The organism is Candidimonas nitroreducens, from assembly GCF_002209565.1.
In the GTDB taxonomy this organism is placed as follows: Bacteria; Pseudomonadota; Gammaproteobacteria; order Burkholderiales; family Burkholderiaceae_B; genus Candidimonas; species Candidimonas nitroreducens.
On record NZ_NJIH01000008.1, the window covers coordinates 21954 to 45001 of the forward strand.

At 66.3% G+C, this 23048-nt stretch carries 21 protein-coding genes and 1 pseudogene; 16 read left to right on the plus strand and 6 right to left on the minus strand.

Features of this window, described 5'->3' with window-relative positions:
• Window positions 1-66 precede the first annotated feature (66 nt).
• A complete protein-coding gene (locus CEY11_RS14105) occupies window positions 67-843 on the minus strand; it encodes a transporter substrate-binding domain-containing protein (protein ID WP_088604059.1) in 777 nt (258 codons plus the stop codon).
• Window positions 844-1177: 334 nt separating this feature from the next.
• Here CEY11_RS14105 and CEY11_RS14110 point away from each other — a divergent pair, with 334 nt between their 5' ends.
• From CEY11_RS14110 to CEY11_RS14135, 6 genes and pseudogenes are all read left to right on the plus strand, one after another.
• Complete coding sequence (locus tag CEY11_RS14110; protein ID WP_088604060.1) at window positions 1178-1984, plus strand: GntR family transcriptional regulator; 807 nt, start codon at window positions 1178-1180, stop codon at window positions 1982-1984.
• Between the two features lie 70 nt (window positions 1985-2054).
• Window positions 2055-4298 carry a DUF3604 domain-containing protein gene (locus CEY11_RS14115; RefSeq protein ID WP_088604061.1) on the plus strand — a complete coding sequence of 748 codons (2244 nt, stop codon included), beginning with the start codon at window positions 2055-2057 and terminating at the stop codon, window positions 4296-4298.
• A gap of 126 nt (window positions 4299-4424) precedes the next feature.
• Complete coding sequence (locus CEY11_RS14120; RefSeq protein WP_088604062.1) at window positions 4425-5387, plus strand: Bug family tripartite tricarboxylate transporter substrate binding protein; 963 nt, start codon at window positions 4425-4427, stop codon at window positions 5385-5387.
• A gap of 234 nt (window positions 5388-5621) precedes the next feature.
• Entirely contained in the window at window positions 5622-6833 is a 1212-nt protein-coding gene (locus CEY11_RS14125) for a glycine C-acetyltransferase (RefSeq protein WP_088604063.1), read from the plus strand.
• A 112-nt stretch (window positions 6834-6945) separates the two neighbouring features.
• Window positions 6946-7968, plus strand: a pseudogene (gene tdh, locus CEY11_RS14130) (L-threonine 3-dehydrogenase); the annotation flags it as partial.
• Between the two features lie 119 nt (window positions 7969-8087).
• Window positions 8088-9029, plus strand: a complete 942-nt coding sequence (locus tag CEY11_RS14135) for a pseudouridine synthase (RefSeq protein ID WP_332888368.1) — start codon at window positions 8088-8090, stop codon at window positions 9027-9029.
• Window positions 9030-9073: 44 nt separating this feature from the next.
• On the opposite strand, the gene CEY11_RS25760 is transcribed toward CEY11_RS14135, so the two are convergent.
• On the minus strand, window positions 9074-9436 hold the full coding sequence (locus tag CEY11_RS25760) for a LysR substrate-binding domain-containing protein (RefSeq protein WP_233154884.1): 363 nt from the start codon (window positions 9434-9436) through the stop codon (window positions 9074-9076).
• Between CEY11_RS25760 and CEY11_RS26110 the strand changes: the two genes are divergently transcribed.
• Window positions 9430-9651 carry a hypothetical protein gene (locus CEY11_RS26110; protein WP_408608129.1) on the plus strand — a complete coding sequence of 74 codons (222 nt, stop codon included), beginning with the start codon at window positions 9430-9432 and terminating at the stop codon, window positions 9649-9651. The genes CEY11_RS25760 and CEY11_RS26110 overlap by 7 nt on opposite strands.
• A 63-nt stretch (window positions 9652-9714) precedes the next feature.
• Here the strand turns inward: CEY11_RS26110 and CEY11_RS14150 are convergent, their stop codons facing one another.
• On the minus strand, window positions 9715-11004 hold the full coding sequence (locus tag CEY11_RS14150) for a Glu/Leu/Phe/Val family dehydrogenase (protein ID WP_088604065.1): 1290 nt from the start codon (window positions 11002-11004) through the stop codon (window positions 9715-9717).
• Window positions 11005-11652: 648 nt separating this feature from the next.
• Between CEY11_RS14150 and CEY11_RS14155 the strand changes: the two genes are divergently transcribed.
• From CEY11_RS14155 to CEY11_RS14165, 3 genes are read left to right on the plus strand one after another with little or no spacing between them, the layout of a single operon-like run.
• Window positions 11653-12480, plus strand: coding sequence for a phosphoadenylyl-sulfate reductase (locus CEY11_RS14155; protein ID WP_088604339.1), 828 nt, complete (start codon window positions 11653-11655; stop codon window positions 12478-12480).
• 15 nt (window positions 12481-12495) lie between these two features.
• Window positions 12496-13404, plus strand: coding sequence for a sulfate adenylyltransferase subunit CysD (gene cysD / locus CEY11_RS14160; RefSeq protein WP_088604066.1), 909 nt, complete (start codon window positions 12496-12498; stop codon window positions 13402-13404).
• A complete protein-coding gene (locus CEY11_RS14165; RefSeq protein WP_088604067.1) occupies window positions 13404-14699 on the plus strand; it encodes a sulfate adenylyltransferase subunit 1 in 1296 nt (431 codons plus the stop codon). The genes cysD and CEY11_RS14165 overlap by 1 nt, the downstream gene beginning before the upstream one ends.
• 27 nt (window positions 14700-14726) lie before the next feature.
• On the opposite strand, the gene CEY11_RS14170 is transcribed toward CEY11_RS14165, so the two are convergent.
• On the minus strand, window positions 14727-15212 hold the full coding sequence (locus CEY11_RS14170; RefSeq protein ID WP_088604068.1) for an acyl-CoA thioesterase: 486 nt from the start codon (window positions 15210-15212) through the stop codon (window positions 14727-14729).
• Between the two features lie 161 nt (window positions 15213-15373).
• On the opposite strand from CEY11_RS14170, the gene CEY11_RS14175 reads away from it, so the two are divergent.
• The 6 genes from CEY11_RS14175 (at window position 15374) to CEY11_RS14200 (ending at window position 21332) form a co-directional block, all read left to right on the plus strand.
• Entirely contained in the window at window positions 15374-16108 is a 735-nt protein-coding gene (locus CEY11_RS14175; protein ID WP_233154885.1) for a YggS family pyridoxal phosphate-dependent enzyme, read from the plus strand.
• Window positions 16109-16273: 165 nt separating this feature from the next.
• The gene (locus tag CEY11_RS14180) at window positions 16274-17107 is read left to right on the plus strand and encodes an ABC transporter substrate-binding protein (protein WP_088604069.1); all 834 of its coding nucleotides are present in this window, start codon (window positions 16274-16276) and stop codon (window positions 17105-17107) included.
• A 79-nt stretch (window positions 17108-17186) separates the two neighbouring features.
• Window positions 17187-17990 carry an amino acid ABC transporter permease gene (locus tag CEY11_RS14185; protein ID WP_088604070.1) on the plus strand — a complete coding sequence of 268 codons (804 nt, stop codon included), beginning with the start codon at window positions 17187-17189 and terminating at the stop codon, window positions 17988-17990.
• Between the two features lie 70 nt (window positions 17991-18060).
• Entirely contained in the window at window positions 18061-18870 is an 810-nt protein-coding gene (locus CEY11_RS14190; RefSeq protein WP_088604341.1) for an amino acid ABC transporter ATP-binding protein, read from the plus strand.
• 176 nt (window positions 18871-19046) lie between these two features.
• Complete coding sequence (locus CEY11_RS14195; RefSeq protein ID WP_088604071.1) at window positions 19047-20012, plus strand: Bug family tripartite tricarboxylate transporter substrate binding protein; 966 nt, start codon at window positions 19047-19049, stop codon at window positions 20010-20012.
• Window positions 20013-20315: 303 nt separating this feature from the next.
• Window positions 20316-21332 carry an amino acid ABC transporter substrate-binding protein gene (locus tag CEY11_RS14200; RefSeq protein ID WP_088604342.1) on the plus strand — a complete coding sequence of 339 codons (1017 nt, stop codon included), beginning with the start codon at window positions 20316-20318 and terminating at the stop codon, window positions 21330-21332.
• A gap of 50 nt (window positions 21333-21382) precedes the next feature.
• Here the strand turns inward: CEY11_RS14200 and CEY11_RS14205 are convergent, their stop codons facing one another.
• The gene (locus CEY11_RS14205) at window positions 21383-22000 is read right to left on the minus strand and encodes a hypothetical protein (RefSeq protein WP_233154886.1); all 618 of its coding nucleotides are present in this window, start codon (window positions 21998-22000) and stop codon (window positions 21383-21385) included.
• A 3-nt stretch (window positions 22001-22003) separates the two neighbouring features.
• On the minus strand, window positions 22004-22912 hold the full coding sequence (locus CEY11_RS14210) for a hydroxymethylglutaryl-CoA lyase (protein WP_088604072.1): 909 nt from the start codon (window positions 22910-22912) through the stop codon (window positions 22004-22006).
• Between the last annotated feature and the right edge of the window lie 136 nt (window positions 22913-23048).

Genomic DNA, 23048 nt, shown 5'->3' on the forward strand with positions numbered 1-23048 from the left:
TCCGCGATGCCTGCCTTCTGCTGTGATGCCGCGCCATGACGGCTCTTCCCGCCGGCGCGGCGCTGTTTATTGCGGCACCCATTTGCCGGCCAGCCTGGCATATTCACCGCCGGCCTTGCTCAAGTGCAGCCACTGATCCACGTAAAGCTTGAAGCGCATGTCGCCCGAAGGCAGCAGGTAGCCCATTTCGGCGTATTGCAGCGGTTTGTCGGGGTTGACCGGGCACAGCTTGGGGTTGAGGCGGCTCTGCACCTTGGCCTCGGCCGCCTCGGTCACGAAAACGTCGGCCCGCCCTTCGGCCACTTCCTTGAAAATGCCGATGTTGTTCTCGTGGGTGATGATGTGCGCTTTGTTCAGGTGGGTTTTGGCGAAGGTTTCGTTGCTGCCGCCGGGGTTGACGATGACGCGCACGTCGGGCTTGTCGATGTCGGCGATGGTCTGGAATTTCTTGACGTTGGTGCACAGTGTGATCGGGGTCTTGCCGTTGATCATGTACGGCGCGCTGAAATAGGCCCGCTGCTGCCGCGCCAGGGACACTGAGATGCCGCCGGCGCCGATGTCGCACTTGCCCGAGGTAAAGTCGTCCATCAGCTTGGCCCAGGTGGTCTTGACGAACTGCGCCTCGGCTCCCAGAGATTTGGCCAGGGACTGCATGAGGTCGACGTCCAGCCCCTCGAAGGAACCGTCGGGGTTGCGGAAGCTGAAGGGTTTGTAGTCGCCCGGGCTGCAGACCCGCAATGTGTGGCTTTGCATGACCTGGGCCAGAGTGTCGGGCCCGGCCTGGGCCGCCTGGGCGCCGGCGGCAGTGTATGCCAGCAGTAGCATGGCTGCGAGGTGTTTCATGGCTCTTTCCCTATGTGGGCCGGGGCGTGGCGCCGCCCCTTGTGCGGTGCGGACACTCCGCCGCGTCGGGAAGAAGCTTCACGGGCGGGGGCAGGGGTGCGCGCCACGGTATTTTTGTGGGATTGCGCATGCGCCGCAATGCGTGATTACGCGCAGCGCCCGGACGGCATGAGCTTGCGCGCGGCGGGCAGCGGCCGGGGATGCGGAAATTGGGAAGCCGGGAATTTCCGAAGGGCAGGATTCGAAGTAAAGAGTAAAGGGGGCTTTGAGAATAAATATAGAGCTATATAGCTATTGACCTATGAATTTTCAATTGATATAGTGGAAGCACATCATGGCAAAGAAGCCGAGCATGCAAACCGACAAGCTGGCGGATTCACCCGCCGAAGCCATTTCCCGCTATTTTTACCGGCTCTCGCCGCTGGGGTTGAGCAAGCACGCGCAGTTGCGCGAATCCATCATCCACGCCGTCGACGACGGCGAACTCCAGTATCAAGACAAGCTTCCGCCCGAAAAAGCCTTGGGAGACATGCTCAACATCAGCCTGGGAACCACCCAGAAAGCGCTGGGCACCCTGGCTGCCGAAGGCTACCTGGTTCGCAAGCACGGCATTGGTACCTTCGTGGGCGAGCCGCGGCGCTCCGTGCAGAAGTCCTGGCATTACCGCTTCACCGATCCGGCCAGCGGCGAGCACCTGCCGGTGTTCGCGCATCTGCTGGGCCGCTCGGTTGTCGGCGACGGCCCGTGGGCGAAGGCGCTGGGCGCCGATGCGCGGGGCTATGTCCGCATAGACCGCAGCCTGTCGATCGACGGCCGCTTCAAGTGCGTCAGCGAACTCTACCTGCCGGCCTCGCTGTTTTCCGGCATTCTCGAAATGCCGGCCGACCGGCTGGAAGACGTCAACCTGAAGCACATTCTCGAAACGGAGTTCGGCTATCCCACCCTCGAGGCCAAGGGCGGTGCAAGGCTGGTCAGGCCCGATGCGCGCATCGCCGCCCTGATGGAGCTGGGTTCCGACGCCTGGGTGCTGAAGATCAACATCCTCGGCAAGACTCGCGCGCAGCAGCCGATTTCCTACCAGAAAATGTTTGTCCCGCCTTCCGAGTGCGAGCTGGACATGGATTTCATAGGCGCTTCCTGACGGGCTGGCTTCCCGTTAGGCCGGCCGCGGGCCGCTCGCATAGCGTGCAAAGATACAAAGGAGTCGCAGGATGGGGCATTCGAAATATGCAGCGCACCTGATGGGCACGGCCTCGGTCGATCCGACCGGGGAGTTCGAGGCGGGCAGCTTTCATTCCTTCGACCTGGTGTATACCGCCGGCTATTTCGGCATCGACGATACCGGCTCGCTCAAGATCGTGCATCGCTTCGCCAGCGACATGGGCCGCCCGCAATTCAGCGACCCCAAGGGCTGGAACTACACGACGGTGCGGGCCAGCAACGGCGCCGTCCTGGAAGTGGAATACGACGGCAAGCGCAATATACGCCCCTGGGACAAGACCTTGTTCATCAGGGTGGTGCGCGGCTTCCTGCGCGAAGGCGACCAAATCATCGTGCGCTTCGGCGACACCAGCCAGGGCTCGCCCGGCATGCGCGTGCAGACTTTCGTGGAGCCCACCTTCGAGTTCAAGGTGCTGGTCGATGCCTTCGCCACCTATCAGTACACCGAAATCGAGCATTCGCCCACGATCTCGGTGGTGGCCGGGCCGCCGGTCGCCTACAAGGCCGTGCTGCCTACGCTGCTGCGCCCGGGCGAAGCCTTCCGTTTTGGGTTCAAGGGCGAAGACAAATGGGGCAATCCCAGCCACCGGGTGGCGGGCGTTTTCGAGACGCGCAGCAGCCTGGCGGTGGACGGCCTGCCGGCCAGCTTCACCATGGCCGAGGGCGAGCACGCGCGGGTCTTCGAGGGTCTGAAGGCGGCCGCCGAAGGCGACCTGGAAATCCAGATACTGCAGCAGGGCCGCGTGGTGGCGCGCTCCAACCCCTGCCGCATACGCAATGTGCCGCTGCGCCATTTCTGGGCCGACCTGCACGGGCAGTCCGAAGAAACCATAGGCACCAACTCGGCGCGCGACCTGCTGGTCTTCGCGCGCGACCGGGCTTTCCTGGACGCCATGAGCCACCAGGGCAACGATTTCCAGATCACCACCGAATTCTGGCACGAACTCAACCGGCTGTGCGCCGAGTTCAACCGCGACCATGAATTCATCATCTTTCCGGGCTTCGAGTGGTCGGGCAACACCGGGCTGGGGGGCGACCGCAACGTGCTGTATCTGCACGAAGGCCGGCCGATCCACCGCTCTTCGCATGCGCTGGTCGAGGACATGTCCGACCTGGACAGCGACGCCAACAGCGCCGACCAGCTTTTCGAAGCGCTGCGCGGCGAGGACGTAGTGGTGCTGGCGCACATCGGCGGCCGCTACGCCGACATCAGCATGTCGCACGACGCACAGCTCGAGCGTTCCGTAGAGATCCACTCCGATTGGGGCACCTTCGAGTGGCTGCTGGCCGACGCCTTCGAGCAGGGCTACCGCGTGGGCATCGTGGCCAACAGCGACGGCCACAAAGGGCGCCATGGCGCGAGCCATCCTGGCGCCTCGATGTTCGGCGCCTACGGCGGCCTGACCTGTCTGGTCGCCGCTGAACTGACCCGTGAATCGCTTGCCGAATCCTTGCGCCAGCGCCGCCATTACGCCACCACCGGCTGCCGCGCCTATCTGCAGGCCCACGCCGTCTTCGACCATGACGCGGCGCTGTATTCCGACGACCCCAATCTGGGATCGCCGGTGACGACTTCCGCGGTGCGGCGGGCCGACATGGGCGCGGTGCTCGAGTACGACGGCGACTACGTCACGCTGGAATTCGAGCTGGCCACCCAGGGCCCCATAGAAAACATCGAGGTGCGCAACCGCATGGACGTCGTCGAAGTGCTGCGCCCCTATGCCGAGCCCGACCTGGGCCGGCGCATCCGCATCATATGGGAAGGATCCGAATACCGGGGCCGGGGGCGCCAAACCATATGGGACGGCAGCGCGACCCTGGACGGCAATGCCTTCGAAGATCCGCAGCCCATCAACTTCTGGAACCTGGACAAGCGCCTGGTGCAGCCCGCGCCCGATCGCCTCGAATGGAAGTCGTTGACGACCGGCGGCTTCTCCGGCATCGACGTGCGCCTGGAGCAGGCCGACTCGGGCACGTTGCAGATCGATACTGCCTTGATACGCCAGACGATACCGGTGGCCTCGATAGGGCTGGAGCCCCTGGCGTTCGAGAACGGCGGCATACAGAGGCGCCTGCAGGTCTTCCGCCTGCCCGATGACAACCCTTGCCGGATCATGCGGCACAGCGTGCGGGTGCCGCTGCACCGCAACGGCGACAACGCGATCTATCTGAGAGCGACGACCGAGGACGGCTTCTTCATTTATTCCAGCCCGGTCTATGTCGTGCGCAAATAGGCGGTACCAGGCCGCGCACGGCGTGCCCGGCTGATTGCAACAAGCATAAGAAGAAGCAGTACAGGAACCTTGCCGCGACTAATCGGGGCCGGGTGGATCTGTGTCAAGAAGACAAGGAGACAAGCAATGAAAAAGTATCTCGCGCTGGCGGGTGTGGCCTTGGGTTTGCTGTGCACCGGGGCACAGGCCGATACGTGGCCGGGCAAGCAGCCGGTATCGATGATCGTGGGCTTTTCCCCCGGCGGCTCGACCGACATCGTCGCCCGGCTGGTGGCGGATCGCCTCAGCAAGAAGCTGGACGATACCTTCGTGGTAGAGAATCGCCCGGGCGCCAACGGCGATCTGGCCGCCGTGGCCGTGAAGAAGGCCAGGCCCAATGGCTATACGCTGCTGGTGGCGCCAGACGCCATTGTCACATCGCCGGCGGTGCGCACGACGGGATACGATCCGGTCGCCGACTTCGAGCCCATCGCGATGCTTTCGCGAGGCCCGCTGGTACTGGTTCTGAACCCCAACACTCAGGCGAGCAGCGTGGCCCAGCTCGTCGGCTTGCTGAAATCCCACCCCGGCAAGTATTCCTTCGGTTCGTCGGGGGTGGGCAACAACCAGCATTTTGCCGGCGAAAAATTCAAGGCCATGACGGGCGTGTCCATCACCCACATTCCATACAAGGGAGGCGGCCAGGCCATAGCCGATCTGGTGGCGGGGCAGATACCCATGGCGTTTCTTGGAACCGGGCCGGTGATGCCGCAATTGCGGGCGGGGAAATTGAAGGTGCTGGCGGTCACGACCATCAAGCGCTTTCCGGGCCTGCCCGAGGTGCCCACTTTGGACGAGTCCGGCTTGAAGGGCTTCGACATGTCGCAATGGATCGCGCTCATGGCGCCCAAGGGTACGCCCCCCGAAGTGATCAGGAAGCTGAACGCGGCTCTGGACGGGGTGCTGGCGGATGCCACGATCAAAGAGCGCTTCCTGGAGTCTGGCATGGAAACCCAGCACATGAGCCCCGCCGAGGTCACTGCCCAGATCAAGAAAGACCTGGCCGCATACCGCCATCTGGCCGACACACTGCATATGCGGACGGAGTAGGCGCAGGCTTTTGCCCGCTTTGCGCCGCGCCGCCGCGGCGATCGTAGGGGCGGGCGCGCCGGCGGCAAGCGCAGTCGGGCGGCGGGCTTGCGCGGCTATGGCGGGTATAAGATATAAGGGATGGAATCAAGCAGGCCCGGGGCCCGGAAGCGCGCCGCGGGCCGCGCAATACGCAGCGGAGCGCGGCCCGGCATGCGTTGGCCGGCGCCTTTGGCCGCCAGGGAATCAATCGCCATGCATCCACCTTTTCTCGACCATGTACAGGCGCAGCTGCAGCAGCTGCGCGACGACGGCTTCTACAAGCCCGAGCGCGTCATCGATGGGCCGCAAGCGGCCCAGGTAACGCTGGCCGACGGCACGCGGCTGCTGAATTTCTGCGCCAACAACTACCTGGGCCTGGCCGACGATGCGCGGCTCGTCGAGGCGGCCCGGCAGGGCCAGGAAAGCGCCGGCTACGGGCTGGCCTCGGTGCGCTTCATCTGCGGCACGCAAACCGGGCACAAGCGCCTGGAGCGCGAACTGGCCGACTTTCTCGGCATGGGCGACGCCATCCTGTATTCGAGCTGCTTCGATGCCAACGGCGGCCTGTTCGAGGCGCTGCTGGACGAGCGCGACGCGATCGTCAGCGACGCCCTGAACCACGCCAGCATCATCGACGGCGTCAGGTTGTGCAAGGCGCAGCGCTATCGCTATGCCAACAACGATATGGCCGACCTCGAGGCGCAACTGCGGGCGGCCGACGCCGCGGGTGCCCGCTACAAGCTGATCGCCACCGACGGCGTGTTCTCGATGGACGGCATCGTCGCCGACCTGAAGTCCATCTGCGACCTGGCCGACAAGTACGATGCCCTGGTCATGGTGGACGATTCCCACGCCGTGGGCTTCATGGGCGAGCACGGCTGCGGCACGCCGGAACACTGCGGCGTGCAGGGCCGCGTGCATATTCTTACCGGCACGCTGGGCAAGGCGCTGGGCGGGGCCTCGGGCGGCTACGTGGCCGCGCATGCTTCAGTGGTCGAGCTGCTGCGCCAGCGTTCGCGGCCGTACCTGTTTTCCAATACGCTGGCGCCGGGCATCGTGGCAGCCTCGCTGCGGGTGCTGGAACTGCTGCGCGGCGCCGAAGGCGCGGGCCTGCGCCGCCGGCTGCATGCCAACGGCCGGCGCTTCCGCCAGGCCATGCAGCAGCTCGGCTTCGATCTGGTGCCGGGCAGCCACCCCATCGTGCCGGTCATGTTCGGCGACGCCCGCAAGGCGGCCGGCATGGCCGAGGAACTGCTGCGCGAGGGCGTGTACGTGACCGCCTTTTCGTATCCCGTGGTGCCGCGCGGGCGGGCGCGCATCCGCACCCAGATGAGCGCCGCCCACACCGACGAGCAGATCGACCGGGCGGTGGCGGCCTTCGGGCGCGCCGGCCGCAGGCTCGGTGTGCTCGGCACTGGTTCCTGACCATGGGCTCGGGCGATGCCTGGGCCAAGCAGCGCCGCCCGTGGTCTGAATGGTGGCGCCGCGGTTCCGTCCGGAAGGCCGGCTTCTTCAATTTTCTCTCCAGGAGCGCGACATGCGGGCTCTGGCAAAACTGCAGGCGGGCGTCGGTTTGACGCTTACTCAGGTCGACCGCCCGGCGGTTGGCCACAACGACGTGCTGATCCGCATACGCAAGACGGCGATCTGCGGCACCGATGTGCACATCTGGAAATGGGACGAATGGGCCAGCCGCACCATCCCGGTGCCCATGCACGTGGGCCACGAATACGTGGGCGAGATCGTCGAAATCGGCCAGGAGGTAAGCGGCTTCGCCATCGGCGACCGGGTCTCGGGCGAAGGCCACATCACCTGCGGATACTGCCGCAACTGCCGCGCCGGCCGGCGCCACCTGTGCCGCAACACGCGCGGCGTGGGCGTGGATCGACCGGGCGCCTTCGCCGAATACCTGGCGCTGCCCGCCGTCAACGCCTTCAAGATTCCCGACGACGTGTCCGACGATCTGGCGGCGATTTTCGACCCTTACGGCAACGCCACGCACACCGCGCTGGCCTTCGACCTGGTGGGCGAGGACGTGCTCATTACCGGCGCCGGCCCCATAGGCGCCATGGCGGCGGCCATTGCCCGCCACGTCGGGGCGCGCAATGTGGTGATCACCGACGTGAACGATTACCGGCTGGATCTGGCCCGGCGGCTGGGCGCAACCCGCGCGGTCAACGTCACGCGCGAATCGCTGCCCGACGTCATGCGCGAACTGCGCATGGCCGAAGGCTTCGACGTGGGGCTCGAGATGTCCGGCGTGCCCAGCGCCTTCGTTTCGATGCTCGAGCAGATGAACCATGGAGGACGCATCGCCATGCTGGGCATTCCGCCGGCGGGCTTCGGCATAGATTGGACCAAGGTGATCTTCAAGGGCCTGGAGATCAAGGGCATTTATGGGCGCGAGATGTTCGAGACCTGGTACAAGATGGTGGCCATGCTGCAAAGCGGCCTGGACCTCTCGCCCATCATTACCCATCATTACGCGGCCGACGATTATCGGGCCGGCTTCGAGGCCATGCTGTCGGGGCAGAGCGGCAAGGTGATCCTCGACTGGACGCCGCGGGAGTCCGCATCGGGCCGGGGGCCCGGGGCCGCGCGGGCTTCGGCGCCGGTGCCCGGTTCCTCGCCGGCAGCGGGCCCCGGCACGGCCAGCCGGGCGCGGGCGCAGACATAGCCGTGGCCGTCTTGCATCATCGGGACGGCTCGATTGCGCCGCTGCCCATGCGCGGCGGCGTGGCGCCCAGCCGCGTATTCCTGCCCCCGGGGCCGTGGGCCGGCCTGCTGGAATTCATGCTGCGGCGCTTCCCCTATGTAGCGCCGGAGGTGCTGCGCGCGCGCCTGGAGCGCGGCGAGATCGTCGATGGCGCCGGGGTGCCGCAGGCGGCCGACGCGCCGTATATTCCGGGGCGCTGGCTGTGGTACTACCGGGAAGTGCCCGACGAGGAGCCGCTGCCGTTCGAGCTGCCCATACTGTATCGCGACGAGCGCCTGCTGGTGGTGGACAAGCCGCATTTCATGGCCAGCACGCCCGGCGGCCGCTACCTGCGCGAGACGGCGCTGTCGCGCTTGCGCGCCGCGCTGGACATGCCGCAGCTCAGCCCGCTGCACCGCCTGGATCGCGATACCGCCGGCGTGATGCTGTTCTGCGCCGACCCGGCCAGCCGCGGCCGCTACCAGACGCTGTTCCAGTCCCGCTTGGTGCTGAAGGAATACGAGGCCATCGCCCCGCTGCGCGCAGGGCTCGAGCTGCCCTGCGTGCGCCGCAGCCGCATCCAGCGGATACCCGAGCGCTTCGACATGCGCGAGGTGCCCGGCGAGCCCAATAGCGAAACCCGCATCGAACTGGTCGAGCGGCACGGTGCGCTGGGGCGCTACCGCCTGCGTCCCGCCTCGGGCCGCAAGCATCAGCTGCGCGTGCACATGAGCGCGCTGGGCATACCTATCTGCAACGACCCCTGCTATCCGGCGCCGCGCGCCCATCCGCCGTACGACGATTATTCCCGGCCGCTGCTGTTGCTGGCCCGTGCCATAGAATTCGTCGATCCGTACAGCGCCCGCACGCGCCGCTACGAGACGCGCCGCCGGCTCGACTTGTCGGGGCCAGGATCGGCCGCGTAAGCCGCCTTGCGCATGCCGCGCCCATGCATGGGCGCAGCATGCCGTCAGAGCCGTCCGGGCTCTTTCTTGATCTGATCGTAAAGAACCTTGGCCGTAGGTGACAAAGGGTGGTTCTTGCGGCGCAACAGCCTCAAGGTGCGGGAGACTTCGGGCTCGATCAGCGGGATGCCGCGCAGCGTCGAATGCCTTTTGCGCGGCAATGCCAGCCGGGGTACGGCGGCCACCCCAAGGCCGGCCTCTTGGATGTCTCGGACAGCGTCGTGCCCAAGCCGGTACTGGTGATCCCGGGCGGAGGCGGCTCGTCCATCTGCTCGCGCTACTTCACGCCGCAGCGCTGCCACCGCGCCACGCAGTGACTGGCGCCATAGGCGTGGCCGCCAGCCTCGTCCTGCCGGACACCGTGTCATCGGCGTTTCGCGGCGATGCCGCCTTTTCCCGCGGTGTCGTGTCGGTGCTCCATCCGGCGGGGCGCATCGGGATATCGATCGAACTTTGCAGCCGTGGCGGCAGGCCGGGAGTCGCCAGGGCGGGCGTGGTGCGCACCGCCAGAAAAATCATGCAGGGAACGGTGTGCGTACCGGCCGCCTGCCCGGCAAGCCGCTCCGGAAGCGGTGGAAGATGAAGCCCGCCATGGGGCGCCGCCGGCCTTGATTTGTACGTCTTTGCCCGCGGCGCCCCGGGTTTTTCAGGGATACAGCCCGCGCACTTCGCGAGCCTCCAGGATGCGCGAGCAGGCCACGATGTAGGCGGCGGTGCGCATGCTGACGCCGTGTTCGCGGGCCACCGCGGAAATCGAGGTGTAGGCCGCGCGCATCATGGCTTCCAGCCTGTGGTTGATTTCGGTTTCAGTCCAGAAGAAGCTGGAGAAGTCCTGCACCCATTCGAAATAGCTGACCGTGACGCCGCCGGCATTGGCGACGACGTCGGGCACGATGATCGTGCCCTTGGAGGCCAGAATGTCGTCGGCCTCGGGCGTGGTGGGGCCGTTGGCGCCTTCCACCACGATGGCTGCGCGGATCAGGTCGGCGTTGTGGCGGGTGATCTGGCCTTCGAGTGCGGCCGGGATCAGGATCTCGGTTTCCAGCCCCCAGAATTCTTCGGCCGTGAGGCTTTCGCTGTCGGGGGCGCCGGCCACTCCGCCGTTCTTTTCGACGTGGTCGAGCAGGGCCAGCACGTTCAGCCCCTTGGCGTTGTGTACGCAGCCGGTATGGTCTTGCACGGCAATGACATGGGCGCCGAGCTGGTAGAACAGGCGCGCCGCCGTGCCGCCCACGTTGCCGAAGCCTTGCACGATCACGCGCGCGCCCTGCAGGGTGACGCCGCGTTCGCGCGCCGCTTCGCAGCCCACGACGAAAACGCCGCGGCCGGTGGCTTCGACCCGCCCCAGGCTGCCGCCCAGCGAGACCGGCTTGCCGGTGACGACGCCGGTGGCGGTAGCCCCTTCGTTCATGGAATAGGTGTCCATCATCCAGGCCATGGTCTGGGCGTTGGTGTTGACGTCGGGCGCCGGGATGTCTTTGTTGGGGCCGATGATGATGCCGATCTCGCTGGTGTAGCGGCGCGTGATTTTTTCCAGCTCGGCTGTCGAGAACTTGCGTGGATCGATGCGGATGCCGCCTTTGGCGCCGCCGAAGGGCAGGTTGACCGCCGCATTCTTGACCGACATCCAGGCGGCCAGCGCCATGACCTCGGACAGTGTGACGTCTTGGTGGAAGCGCACGCCGCCCTTGCCGGGGCCGCGCGATATGTTGTGCTGCACGCGGTAGCCCTCGAAGTGGGCCACCGTGCCGTCGTCCAGCTCTACCGGCACATCGACGATCATGGCGCGTTTGGGGCGTTTGAGCGTTTCGACCCATTTGCCCAGGCGCCCCAGATAGGGCGCGACCCTGTCCACTTGTTCGAGATAGATGCCCCAGGGCCCGAGGTTGGCGGGATCCAGGTAGGAAGGAAGGGCATGCGGCATGGGTGTGGACATTTGAGCGGCCTTTGCTTGGGAGGGGAGGGGGATGACTTTATAAGCTGGGCGTATCGGCGGTGTTTAAAGCGCGAGCGGCGTGGATCGGCGGCTGTTGCGCGGTCGGGAGCAGGCGCGGCTATCACGCCGTTGGCGCCTGGGATTGCGGCCGGAACAGCCGGGCTGCAAGGGTAATTATATTGCTGCTATATTAATACGTCCCTATTTTGTTAATATATTAATTAAATAGGGACGTATTAAATAGGCATGATGCGGCCCCATGTGTTGCGGCGATACCCCGCCGATACCCATGGGCGCCAGGGCCGCCGGCCCCTGATGGCCCATGCGCGCAATCCAGCGGCGCGCCAGTCCGGCATATCCGCAAAGAGGCGGCCGCAACAGAAATCGGAACGGGGCCTCTCACCTGCGCGCTATGAGCTTATGTGCGGCGGGATTAATGTCCCGCACCCATAAACAGCTAACGAATAATTCGTTCCTTTGTGTGTGCGCAGCGCCCACACTTGAGTTCCCCCAATTCCGCCCCGAAGCCGGCAAGCCCGCGGCCTCGGGGCCAGGCACCAGACACTCGTGAGCATTACAGCAATCCCGAACCCGGTTCCGGCTCCGGCCCGATCCGGCACCGCGCATTCCGGCCCGGAACAGCCCCATCTGGCGCAGCCGCTGGCCGCGCTTTGGGCCGCGCTGGTGGAACGCGTGGCGGCAATAGGTGCGAGCCACTCGGACGCAGTCTTTGCTTCCTCGCTGGCGGCCGAGGACATGCTGCTGCTGCATGCCATCGCCTGCGCGCACGCACCCATCGAAGTCTTCACCCTGGACACCGGGCGCCTGCACGCCGAGACGCTCGGCATGGTCGACGTGATCGCCCAGCGCTACGGCATCCAGGTGCGCCGCGTACGGCCCGACGCGGCCGCCGTGCGCGAGCACGTGCGGCAGCATGGCGAATACGCTTTCTATGAAAGCCTGGAGCTGCGCAAGGCCTGTTGCGGCATACGCAAGGTCGAGCCGCTGCGCCGCGCCCTGGCGGGGCGCTCGGCCTGGCTTACCGGCCAGCGGCGCGAACAGTCGACGACACGCGCCGAGCTGCCGGAATCCGAATTCGACACAGTGTTCGGCCTGCAAAAGTACAACCCGCTGGCGGCCTGGACGCAACAGCAGCTCTGGGACGCCATACGCGGCCTGGACATCCCCTACAACCCGCTGCACGACCAGGGCTATCCGTCCATAGGCTGCGAACCCTGTACGCGCGCGGTGCGGCCGGGCGAGGATGTGCGCGCCGGACGCTGGTGGTGGGAACAGCGCGACTCGCGGGAATGCGGGCTGCACGCCGGCAATCTGGCGCCGGCCGGCGCCCCGGGCGCGGCCGCGGCGCCCGAAGTGCAGGCAACTGGGCTAACGGACGCGGCCGGCGGCGCCGCGTCCGGGCCGGCGGCAGCGGCCGCCTCACACAAGGCCGCCACGCAGCATCAAGGTATTTGATAAAGGAAACGAAACATGGGCGATATCTCTTCGCGTACACACCTGGACTGGCTGGAGTCGGAAGCCATATATATATTGCGCGAGGTCGCCGCCGAGTGCGAGCGCCCGGTGCTGCTGTTTTCGGGCGGCAAGGATTCGGTGGTACTGCTGCGCCTGGCCGAGAAGGCCTTCCGCCCCGCGGCCTTTCCGTTTCCGCTGATGCATATCGACACCGGCCACAATTTCGACGAGGTCATAGCGTTCCGCGACCGGCGCGTGGCCGAGCTGGGCGAGCGCCTGATCGTGCGCAGTGTAGAAGATTCCATTGCGCGCGGCAGCGTGGTGCTGCGCCGCGAGACCGATTCGCGCAACGCCGCGCAGGCCACCACGCTGCTCGAGGCTATAGAGGAATTCGGCTTCGACGCCTGCATAGGCGGCGCGCGGCGCGACGAAGAAAAGGCCCGCGCCAAAGAGCGCGTGTTCTCGTTCCGCGACGAGTTCGGACAGTGGGATCCGAAGGCGCAGCGCCCCGAACTCTGGAACCTGTTCAATACCAAGGTTCACAAGGGCGAGAACATGCGCGTCTTCCCGATTTCCAACTGGACCGAGCTGGACGTCTGGCAGTACATCCGGCGTGAAGGCCTGAGCCTGCCCTCTATTTATTACTCGCACGAGCGCCGGGTGGTCGAACGCAACGGCATGCTGGTGCCGGTGACGCGGCTCACGCCGCCCAAGCCGGGCGAGGCGGTGCAAACGCGCAGCGTGCGCTTCCGCACGGTGGGTGACATCTCGTGCACCTGCCCGGTGGCCTCGACCGCGGCCAGTCCCGAGGCCATCATTGCCGAGACCGCCATCACCACCATTACCGAGCGCGGCGCCACGCGCATGGACGACCAGACCTCCGAGGCATCGATGGAGCGTCGCAAGAAACTGGGGTACTTCTAATGAATGCAGTGAATGAATCCTGGCTGTCCGCCGCCGACTCCGGTGTGCTGCGCCTGATCACCGCGGGCTCGGTCGACGACGGCAAGTCCACCCTGATCGGCCGCCTGCTGTACGACAGCAAGGGCGTGTTCGCCGATCAGCTGGCTGCCATCTCGCGCTCGAAGTACAAGCGCGCCGCCGCCAGCGAGATCGACCTGTCGCTGCTGACCGACGGCCTGGAGGCCGAGCGCGAGCAGGGCATTACCATCGATGTGGCCTATCGCTACTTCGCCACGCCGCTGCGCAAGTTCATTGTTGCCGATGCGCCCGGCCACGAGCAGTACACGCGCAATATGGTGACCGGCGCTTCCACCGCCGAAGTGGCGGTGATCCTGATCGACGCCAGCCGGGTGCGCGACGGCAAGCTGCTGCCGCAGACCAAGCGCCACAGCGCGCTGGCCCATTTGCTGGGCCTGCGCCACATCGTGGTGGCGGTCAACAAGATGGATCTGGTCGGCTGGGATCCGCAGGTGTTCGAACGCATCCGCGCCGCCTATGCCGAATTGGCAGCCAAGCTCGGCATTGCCCACTTCCACATCGTGCCTATGTCGGCGCTGGAGGGCGGCAACGTGGTGCGCCGCTCCGAGCATACGCCGTGGTACGACGGCCTGCCGCTATTGGCGCTGCTGGAAAACCTGCCGCTGGGCGGCCCGTTGCCGCGGGCCGAGGCGCGCTTCTTCGTGCAGTGGGTCATACGCCACGACGGGCATGCGGTGGATGACTTCCGCGGCTACGCCGGCAGGCTGGCCGCCGGCACCTTGGCGGTGGGCGACGCAATCAAGGTGCTGCCGGCCGGCGCCACCGCCCGCGTGGCGCGGCTGGTGCAGTTCGATCGCGACGTCGACGCGGTGCATGCCGGCGACAGCGTGGCCGTGGTGCTGGATCGCGACATCGATGTGTCGCGCGGCGACCTGATCGTGGCGCAGGATGCGCCGCTGCGAGTGGCGCGCGAGTTCGAGGCCGAGCTTTGCTGGCTGGATCAGCGGGCCCTGAGTCCGGTGCGCCAGTACTGGCTGAAGCAGGGCACGCGCCTGACCCAGGCGCGCATCAAGGCCGTGCATACGCGGCGCGACATCCAGGAACTGCAGGATGTCGGCGCGGGCGGCGCCCTGGCCATGAACGACATAGGCCGGGTCACCGTGACCACGCGTGAAGCGCTGGCGCTGGATCCTTACGACGAGCAGGCGGCCACCGGGGCCTTCATCCTGATCGACGCCGCCACCCACCAGACCGCCGCCGCGGGCATGGTGCGCTGAAACGGGGCGCCCCGCGCAGCGCGGGGCTCAGGCCACTTCGTGCTTGATCTGCTGATGTCGGCGCTCCATTTCCTGGCGCAGCTCGCGGCGTAGTTGCGCCGCCTTGTAGCGCGTCTTTTCTTCCTCGGTGGCGGGCGTGAGCGGGGGCACCTCTACCGGGGTGCCCTGGTCGTCGACCGCAATCATCGTGAAATAACAGCTGTTGGTGTGGCGCACCAGCTTGCGCCGTATGTCTTCGGTCACGACCTTGATGCCGATCTCCATGGAGGTGCGGCCGGTGTAGTTCACCGAGGCGTGGAAGGTGACCAGTTCGCCCACGTGTATGGGCTGGCGGAACATCACCTGGTCGACCGACAGGGTCACCACATAGGTGCCCGCATAGCGGCTGGCACAGGCGTAGGCCACCAGATCCAGGTGCTTGAGTATGGAGCCGCCGTGCACATTGCCCGAGAAATTGGCCATGTCCGGCGTCATCAGTATGGTCATGGAAATCTGGTGCGAGGCGTCGTTCATGGCGGGGGGATCCGTGGAGGGCGAGAAAGGGCGGGCGCCGCGCGCGGATAGCATCCGCCGGCGGCCCCGGCCCGGAGGTTTCCGGGCGAGACCCTTACTGTAAAGAAGTAAAGCAAAAAGAAGAAGTACAGTAGAGGCGCCCAATGAAAAATTAGTGTGCAATGACCACAGACCTGCCGATACCTGATTCCATGGAAAGCCGCCTGGCGGCGATACGCACCCGTATGGCGGCGGCCTGCGCCCGTGCCGGACGCGCATCCGCCGAGGTGGCGCTGCTGCCGGTCAGCAAGACTTTCGGCGTCGAGGCCGTGCGCCAGGCCATGGCCCTGGGCCTGCGGCGTTTCGGCGAGAACAAGACTCAGGAAATCCGCCAGAAGGCGGCGCAGTTCGAGGCCGACGGGCCGCAATGGGTGATGATCGGCCACCTGCAGACCAACAAGGCGCGCGATGCGGCGCGGCTGGCCGCTGAAGTGCAGTCGCTCGATCGGCTGGATCTTGCGCGCGAGCTGGATCTGCGCCTGCAGAAAGAAGGCCGGGCGCTGGACGTGCTGGTACAGGTCAAGACCTCGCCCGAGCCCAGCAAGTTCGGGCTGGATCCGGCCGCGCTGCCGGCCTTCCTGCGCGAGCTCGCCGCTTTCCACAGCCTGCGTCCGCGCGGCTTGATGACCCTGGCCGTGCAGTCCGACGACCCGCAGGCGGTGCGCGAGTGTTTCTGCTGCCTGCGGATGTGGCGCGGGCGCCTGCGCGAAGACGGCTTCCTGGGCCTGGAGCGCCTGTCCATGGGCATGAGCGGCGACTTTGAACTGGCCATCGAGGAAGGCTCGACCGAAGTGCGCATCGGTTCGGCGATCTTCGGCGCGCGCAGCTACCCGGCGCGCCTACCCGGGGGCGCGTAGCAGCCGGGAACCAGCCCGCCCCGCCCGTTGCGGCGCAATGCCACGGCGGGCATGCTTCTGCTAGAATTTTTTACCGGCCTTGCCGCTGCCAGGAATAGCGCGGCGGGCCGGGCGGCGTGGGCATCTACCATGCATCGAAACAAGAAAACATAACCAGGAGCAACGATGCGATATTTCCAAAAATTCATGCTGGCCGCTGCGCTGCCCGCGGTGTGCGCGGCCATGCCGCTGGCGGCGCAGGCCGCCGGCCCGATCACCGCCGGCTCCATCACCAACAGCCCGCCGATGATCTCTTATGCCTCGGACGGCACCACGCTGCAGGGCGTCATCGTCGACCTGGCGGCGGCCATGAGCAAGCAGATGGGCCGCCAGATCGTCTTCAAGGCCATGCCCTTCAGCGGCCTGCTGCCGGCCATGCAGGCCAAGCGCATCGACATCTCCTTCACGCTCATGAACGACACGCCCAAGCGCGAAGAGCTGGTGGACTTCGTCGACTTCTTCAACCTGGGCACCATGCTGCTGATCAAGAAAGGCAACCCGCAGCATGTGCAAAGCCTGGAAACCATGTGCGGCATGACCGTGTCCACGGTGCAAGGCTCGACGCAGGTGACGCTGGTCAACGAAGTCAACGCCAAGTGCAGCGCCGCCGGCAAGCCGGCCATCAAGAACATGCAGTACGCCCAGCCGTCGGACGCCCGCCTGCAGGTGCAGACCGGCCGGGTGGCGGCCTTCCTGGGCAATTCGCCGGTCATGGTCTACCTGGCCAAGACGGCCGACAACGGCAAGCTGTTCGACGTGGTGGCCGGCCATGTGTACCAGCCGGTGCCGCTGGGCATCAGCGTGGCCAAGGACAACACCGCCTTGCGCGACCAGCTGCAAAAGGCCCTGAACGCCCTGATTGCCGACGGCAGCTACCTCAAGATCCTGCAAAAGTACGGGGTGGCGGACGGGGCGCTGAAGTCCGCCGCGATCAACGGCGGCAAGAACCTCAAGCTGTGAACATCAGGCCTAGTGCAAGCCCGGCCCGCAGGGGCGGGGCCGCACGGCACCCGGGCTCACGCCGCGCCGGGCCGGCCGCATGACGCGCATCGTTCCGCTGCGGCGCCCGTGGCTCTGGACGGGCAGCGCGGTGGTGGGCGTGCTGCTGGCGCTGCTGGCCGTGTCCATATTCCGCAACCCGAACATCCAGCATCCGGTCATCGCCCAGTACCAGTTCGCGCCGGCCATCATGGCGGGGCTGCGCACCACGGTGGTGCTGGCGGTGCTGGCCGAGATCATCGGCCTGGCGCTGGGCACGGTGCTGGCGCTGATGCGCCTGTCGTCCAGCCCGGTGCTGCGCCTGAGCAGCGGCTTCTACACCTGGCTGGTGCGCGGCACCCCGCTGCTGGTGCAGATATTGCTGTGGGGCAACCTGGCACTGCTGTTCCAGCACATCGGCCCGTTCGACACCAATACCCTCATGACGCCCTTCGTCGCCTCGGTGGTGGCCCTGGGCCTGAACGAGGCCGCCTACATGGCCGAGATCATGCGGGCCGGGCTGCTGGCGGTGGATCGCGGCCAGTACGAGGCATCGCAGGCGCTGGGCATGCGCCGCACGCTGGCCATGCGCCGCATCATCCTGCCGCAGGCCCTGCGCGTCATCATCCCGCCGGCGGGCAACCAGTTCATTTCGCTGCTCAAGGCCACTTCGCTGGTCTCGGTCATCGCCGGCGGCGACCTGCTGACTGCCGCCGAGAACATCTCTTCGGCCAATCTGCACACCATAGAACTGATGCTGGTGGCCACTTTCTGGTACCTGGTGCTGACCACGATCACCAGCATCGGCCAGTATTTCATGGAACGGCGCCTGGCGCGCGGGACGGGGCCGCATGGCACACGCTGACGCGCCCGCAAGCGCAGACCTGTTCGCCGCGAGCCGCGAAGCCGCCGCGGGCCGGCCCGCGCAACAGCCCATGGTGCGCGCCGTCGACGTGCACAAGCGCTACGGGCGCGACGAGGTGCTCAAGGGCATCAGCCTGGAAGTCGCCGCCGGCGAAGTGCTGTGCCTGATCGGCCCCTCGGGCTCGGGCAAGAGCACCTTCCTGCGCTGCATCAACCACCTGGAAAAAATCGACGGTGGCCGGCTCTGGGTCGATGGCGAACTGATGGGCTACCGGGCGCGCGGCGACTGCCTGTACGAGCTGGGCGAACGCGAGGTGTGCCGCCAGCGCTCGGCCATCGGCATGGTGTTCCAGCGCTTCAATCTGTTCCCGCACATGACGGTGCTGGAAAACATCATCGAGGCGCCGCTGCGCGTCAAGGGCGAGAGCCGGGCCGCGGCGATCCAGCACGCGCAGGCGCTGCTGCAGCGGGTGGGCCTGCTGGCCAAGGCCGGCGCCTATCCCGCCCACCTGTCGGGCGGCCAGCAGCAGCGGGTCGCCATCGCCCGGGCGCTGGCCATGCGGCCGCGCCTCATGCTGTTCGACGAACCCACCTCGGCGCTCGACCCCGAGCTCGTCGACGAGGTGCTGGCGGTGATGCGCGGCCTGGCCGAAGACGGCATGACGATGGTAGTCGTAACCCACGAAATGGCCTTCGCACGCGACGTGGGCGATACCATTGCATTCATGGACGGCGGCGTCATCGTCGAATCGGGCCCGCCCGGCCAGGTGCTGCTGCGGCCGCGCCACGAGCGTACCCGGGCCTTTCTGTCGCGCGTCATCGCCGGCGATGCGCAGGCGCAGGGCGCGTCGGGTGCAAGGCAGGATGATGGTATTTCCTAATGCCGGGAACTGCAGGCTTCCGGCATAATTGGCGCTGATCTGCATAACATTGTTACGTAATTCATAACAACGTGCGCTTAAAAGCCGCGATACAAGTCGAATAATTTGAACCCGCTCCGCTCCTGTACCACGGCAAAGGCGCCGTACCGGGCGGGTCAGCCTCCAGGAGTTTTCCCATGTCCAGATTGTTGAAAGGGCTCGTGGCCGTGTCGGCCCTGAGCGTTGCCGGCCTCGCCTCGGCCGCGTCCTGGCCGAGTGCGCCGGTGCACTGGGTCATCCCCTATGCTGCCGGCGGCGGCTCCGACGTCATCGGCCGCATGGTGGCGGCCGAACTGCAGAAGAAGCTCGGCGTCAGCATCATCGTCGAGAACAAGCCGGGCGCCAGCACCATCATCGGCGCCACCTATGTCGAAAAATCCAAGCCCGACGGCTATACCGTGGGCACGGCCGATTCCGGCACCCTGGCCTACAATCCCTCGCTTTATTCCCACCTGCAGTACGATCCGGCCAAGTTCACCTACATAGGCGGGCTGGCGCGCTTCCCGCTGATGCTGGCCGTCAACGACAAGTCGCCCTTCAAAACGCTGGCCGACGTGCTGGCAGCCGCGCGCAAGTCGCCCGGCAAGCTCACCTCCGCTTCGGCCGGCAATGGTTCGCCGCACCACCTGGCGCTGGAAATGTTCAACCAGCGCGCCGGCGTGAAGATCGTCAACGTGCCCTACAAGGGCGCGGCCCCGGCCATGACCGACCTGCTGGGCGGCCAGGTCGACATGGCCTTCGTGGATTCGGCCTCGGCCTATGCCAATATCAAGGCCGGCAAGATCCGCGTGCTGGCCACGGCCACGCCGCAGCGCATCGCTTTGCTGCCCGACGTGCCGACCATGGCCGAGGCGGGCGTCAAGAACTTCAATGCCTACGCCTGGCAGGGCCTGGTGGGCCCGGCGAACATGCCGGCCGACGCGGTCGGCAAGCTCAGCGCCGACCTCGAGGCCGCACTCAAGAGCCCGCAGCTCGACGGCAAGATCCGCGCCATCGGCGTAGAGCCCATGCCCATGACGCAGGCGGAATTCAAGAAGTATTCCGACGAGCAGGAAGCCGAGTGGGCCAAGGTCATCAAGACCGCGGGCATCAAGCTCGATTGACGCCTTCTTCTTGTTGGTACGCAGGGCCCGGCGCAGCCGGGCCTCGTGCTTTGTGCGCCGCCATTGCACCTGCAAGCTGCGCCACGACGGTGCGTGCCGCGATGGTGACCGCCGCGGCGGCGAGCCTCGGCAGCGCGGCTGCAGCCGCGTTGGCCCGTGGCAGTCTTTTCCAAAATGTAGATGAGTCTGAACATTCCAGGATACGCGGCGTTCGGGCGGCGTTGGAGTCGGCGATTCCGGCCACCGCGATTGCGGTAATATCGGCCTGAAGCTTCACTCCAGGGATTCTCATAGGGGATGTTCATGCGTTACGCCAAATATGCGGCCGCCGCGCTGCTGATGTATTCCGTGACCCAGCTGGCCTGCGCCGGTACGCTGGACGTGGTCAAGAAGCGCGGCTACGTGCAGTGCGGCGTGACCACGGGTTTTGCCGGCTTCTCGGCACCCGACTCCAAGGGCGAGTGGAAGGGCCTGGACGTGGACATGTGCCGCGCCGTGGCCGCGGCCACGCTGGGCGATGCGTCCAAGTTCAAGGCGGTGCCGTTGAATTCGCAGCAGCGCTTCACCGCCCTGCAGTCCGGCGAGATCGACCTGCTGGCGCGCAACACCACCGTCACGCAGCAGCGCGACACGGCGCTGGGCGCGATCCACGCCGGCATCAACTACTACGACGGCCAGGGCTTCCTGGTGCCCAAGTCGCTCAATGTCAAAAGCGCCAAGGAACTCGACGGCGCCACGGTCTGCATGCAGACCGGCACGTCCAACGAGAACACCATGGCCGACTGGGCGCGCGCCAACGGCATCCACTACAAGCCGGTGGTCATCGAGCAGTTCAACGAGGTCGTCAACGCCTTCGCGGCGGGCCGCTGCGACGTCTTCACCACCGATGCCTCGGGCCTGGCTTCGATACGCATCTCCAAGCTCAGCAAGCCCGACGACTATATGGTGCTGCCGGAGATCATCTCCAAAGAGCCGCTCGGGCCCTACGTGCGCCAGGGCGACGACAACTGGCTGAACATCGTGCAGTGGTCGCTGTACGCCATGATCGACGCCGAAGAGCTGGGGCTCACCTCCAAGAACGTCGACCAGAACCTGGACAGCAAGAACCCCGACGTGCGGCGCCTGCTGGGCGTGACCCCTGGCGCGGGCAAGAACATGGGCGTCGACGAGAAGTGGGCCTACAACATCATCAAGCAGGTCGGCAATTACGGCGAAAGCTTCGAGCGCAACGTCGGCATGGGCAGCCCGCTCAAGCTGCAGCGCGGTCTGAACGCGCTGTGGACCAAGGGCGGCCTGATGTATTCCCCGCCGCTGAACTGATCGCCAGCCGCGGGCACGGGCTTTACTTTCCGAAGGCGGCCCGGCGCCCGCTAGCGGCGCCGGTACACCTGGGCGATGCGGGCGAAGGCGGCCCGCAGTTCGCGGGTGCCGGCCTGGAACACCACCGGCCGGCCGCTGCGGCTGAAGCAGATCAGCCGCTTCGAGGTCAGCATGGGTATATAGCGCACGAACAGGATGTCGTCCCACGCAATGCGGCGCGGCCGTATCCAGCTTTGTTCGATGCCGTCCTGCGTGATGCGCGTTTCGGACATCAGCATGAAGCGCGCCACGATCAGCAGCGCCAGGAAGCACACCAGCACCACCACCGCGGCCACGGGGCTGACGTCGTGCCTGTGCGGGCCGGTGGCGACCAGGGTGATCTGCATGCCGACAAGTATCAGCACGGCCCAGGCCATGATCTTGATCAGGGTCGGCCAGGCAGTGCCGCGCAGCGGCAAGGGGCCGATCTCGCCCAGCAGGGCGGCGTGTTCTGCGGCATCGGGGCCATAGGCGCCCGGCTCGACGGCCGCCTGGCCGCCCGGCGCGTCTGCACCGGACGGGCCGGCCTGCCCGACAGCCTTGTGCGGCTCCGGGGGCTTCGTCTGTGCGGCGCCGGTATCGGCCGCGCCGCGCGTGGCCGCTTTGTTTTCTTGCGGATTGCTGCCCATGTATCAGGCCGCCCTGCGGGCCGCCAGCGCATTGCCGGCGCGGCTCGAGGTCTTGCGGCCGATGCGGGAGGAAATCCACATGCCGATATCGACCACCTCGTTCAGATCCACGCCGGTGTTCACGCCCAGGCCGTCCATCATGTACAGCACGTCTTCGGTGGCGACATTGCCGGTGGCGCCCTTGGCATAGGGGCAGCCGCCCAGGCCCGCCACGGATGTGTGGAAGATGCTGATGCCCGCCTCCATGGCCGCCAGGATATTGGCCAGCGACTGGCCATAGGTGTCGTGGAAGTGGCCCGAAACACGTGACGGATCGACCACCTTGGTGACCGCGTCCATGACCTGGCGCACGCGCGTGGCGGTGCCCACGCCTATGGTGTCGGCGACGTCGATCTCGTCGCAGCCCAGCGCCAGCAGGCGCCGGGCCACGTCGACCACGGACTCGATCGGCACCTCGCCCTGGTAGGGGCAGCCCAGCGCGCAGCTGATGCTGCCGCGCAGGCGCACGCCGGCCTGCTTGGCCGCCGCCGCCACGGGCTCGAAGCGCGCGATGGATTCGGCGATCGTACAGTTGATGTTGCGCTGCGAAAAGGCCTCGCTGGCCGCGCCGAATATCACCACCTCGTCGGCTTTGGCGGCGAGGGCGCCTTCGAAGCCGCGCAGGTTCGGGGTCAGCACCGAATAAATGGTGCCCGGCCGGCGCCGTATGCCTTGCATGACTTCGGCGCCGTCGGCCATTTGCGGCACCCATTTGGGCGAGACGAACGAGGCCGCCTCGATATTGGGGAAACCCGCTGCCGACAGGCGATCCACGAGTTCGACCTTGATGCCGGTGGCAATGAAGTCTTTTTCGTTCTGCAGGCCGTCGCGCGGCGAAACCTCGACGATCTTGACTTTGGCTGGTAAAGACATGTTGGTCTTCCTGGTGATTTACATGGCCCTGGCATGGGCCGGGAAGGTTCGGGGCAAGTGAACCCCGCTGCGGCGCCCCTTCGGCGGGTGCATCAGACTCGGGCCACTCGTGCGAATTTCTGTGGGCTCGCCGGGG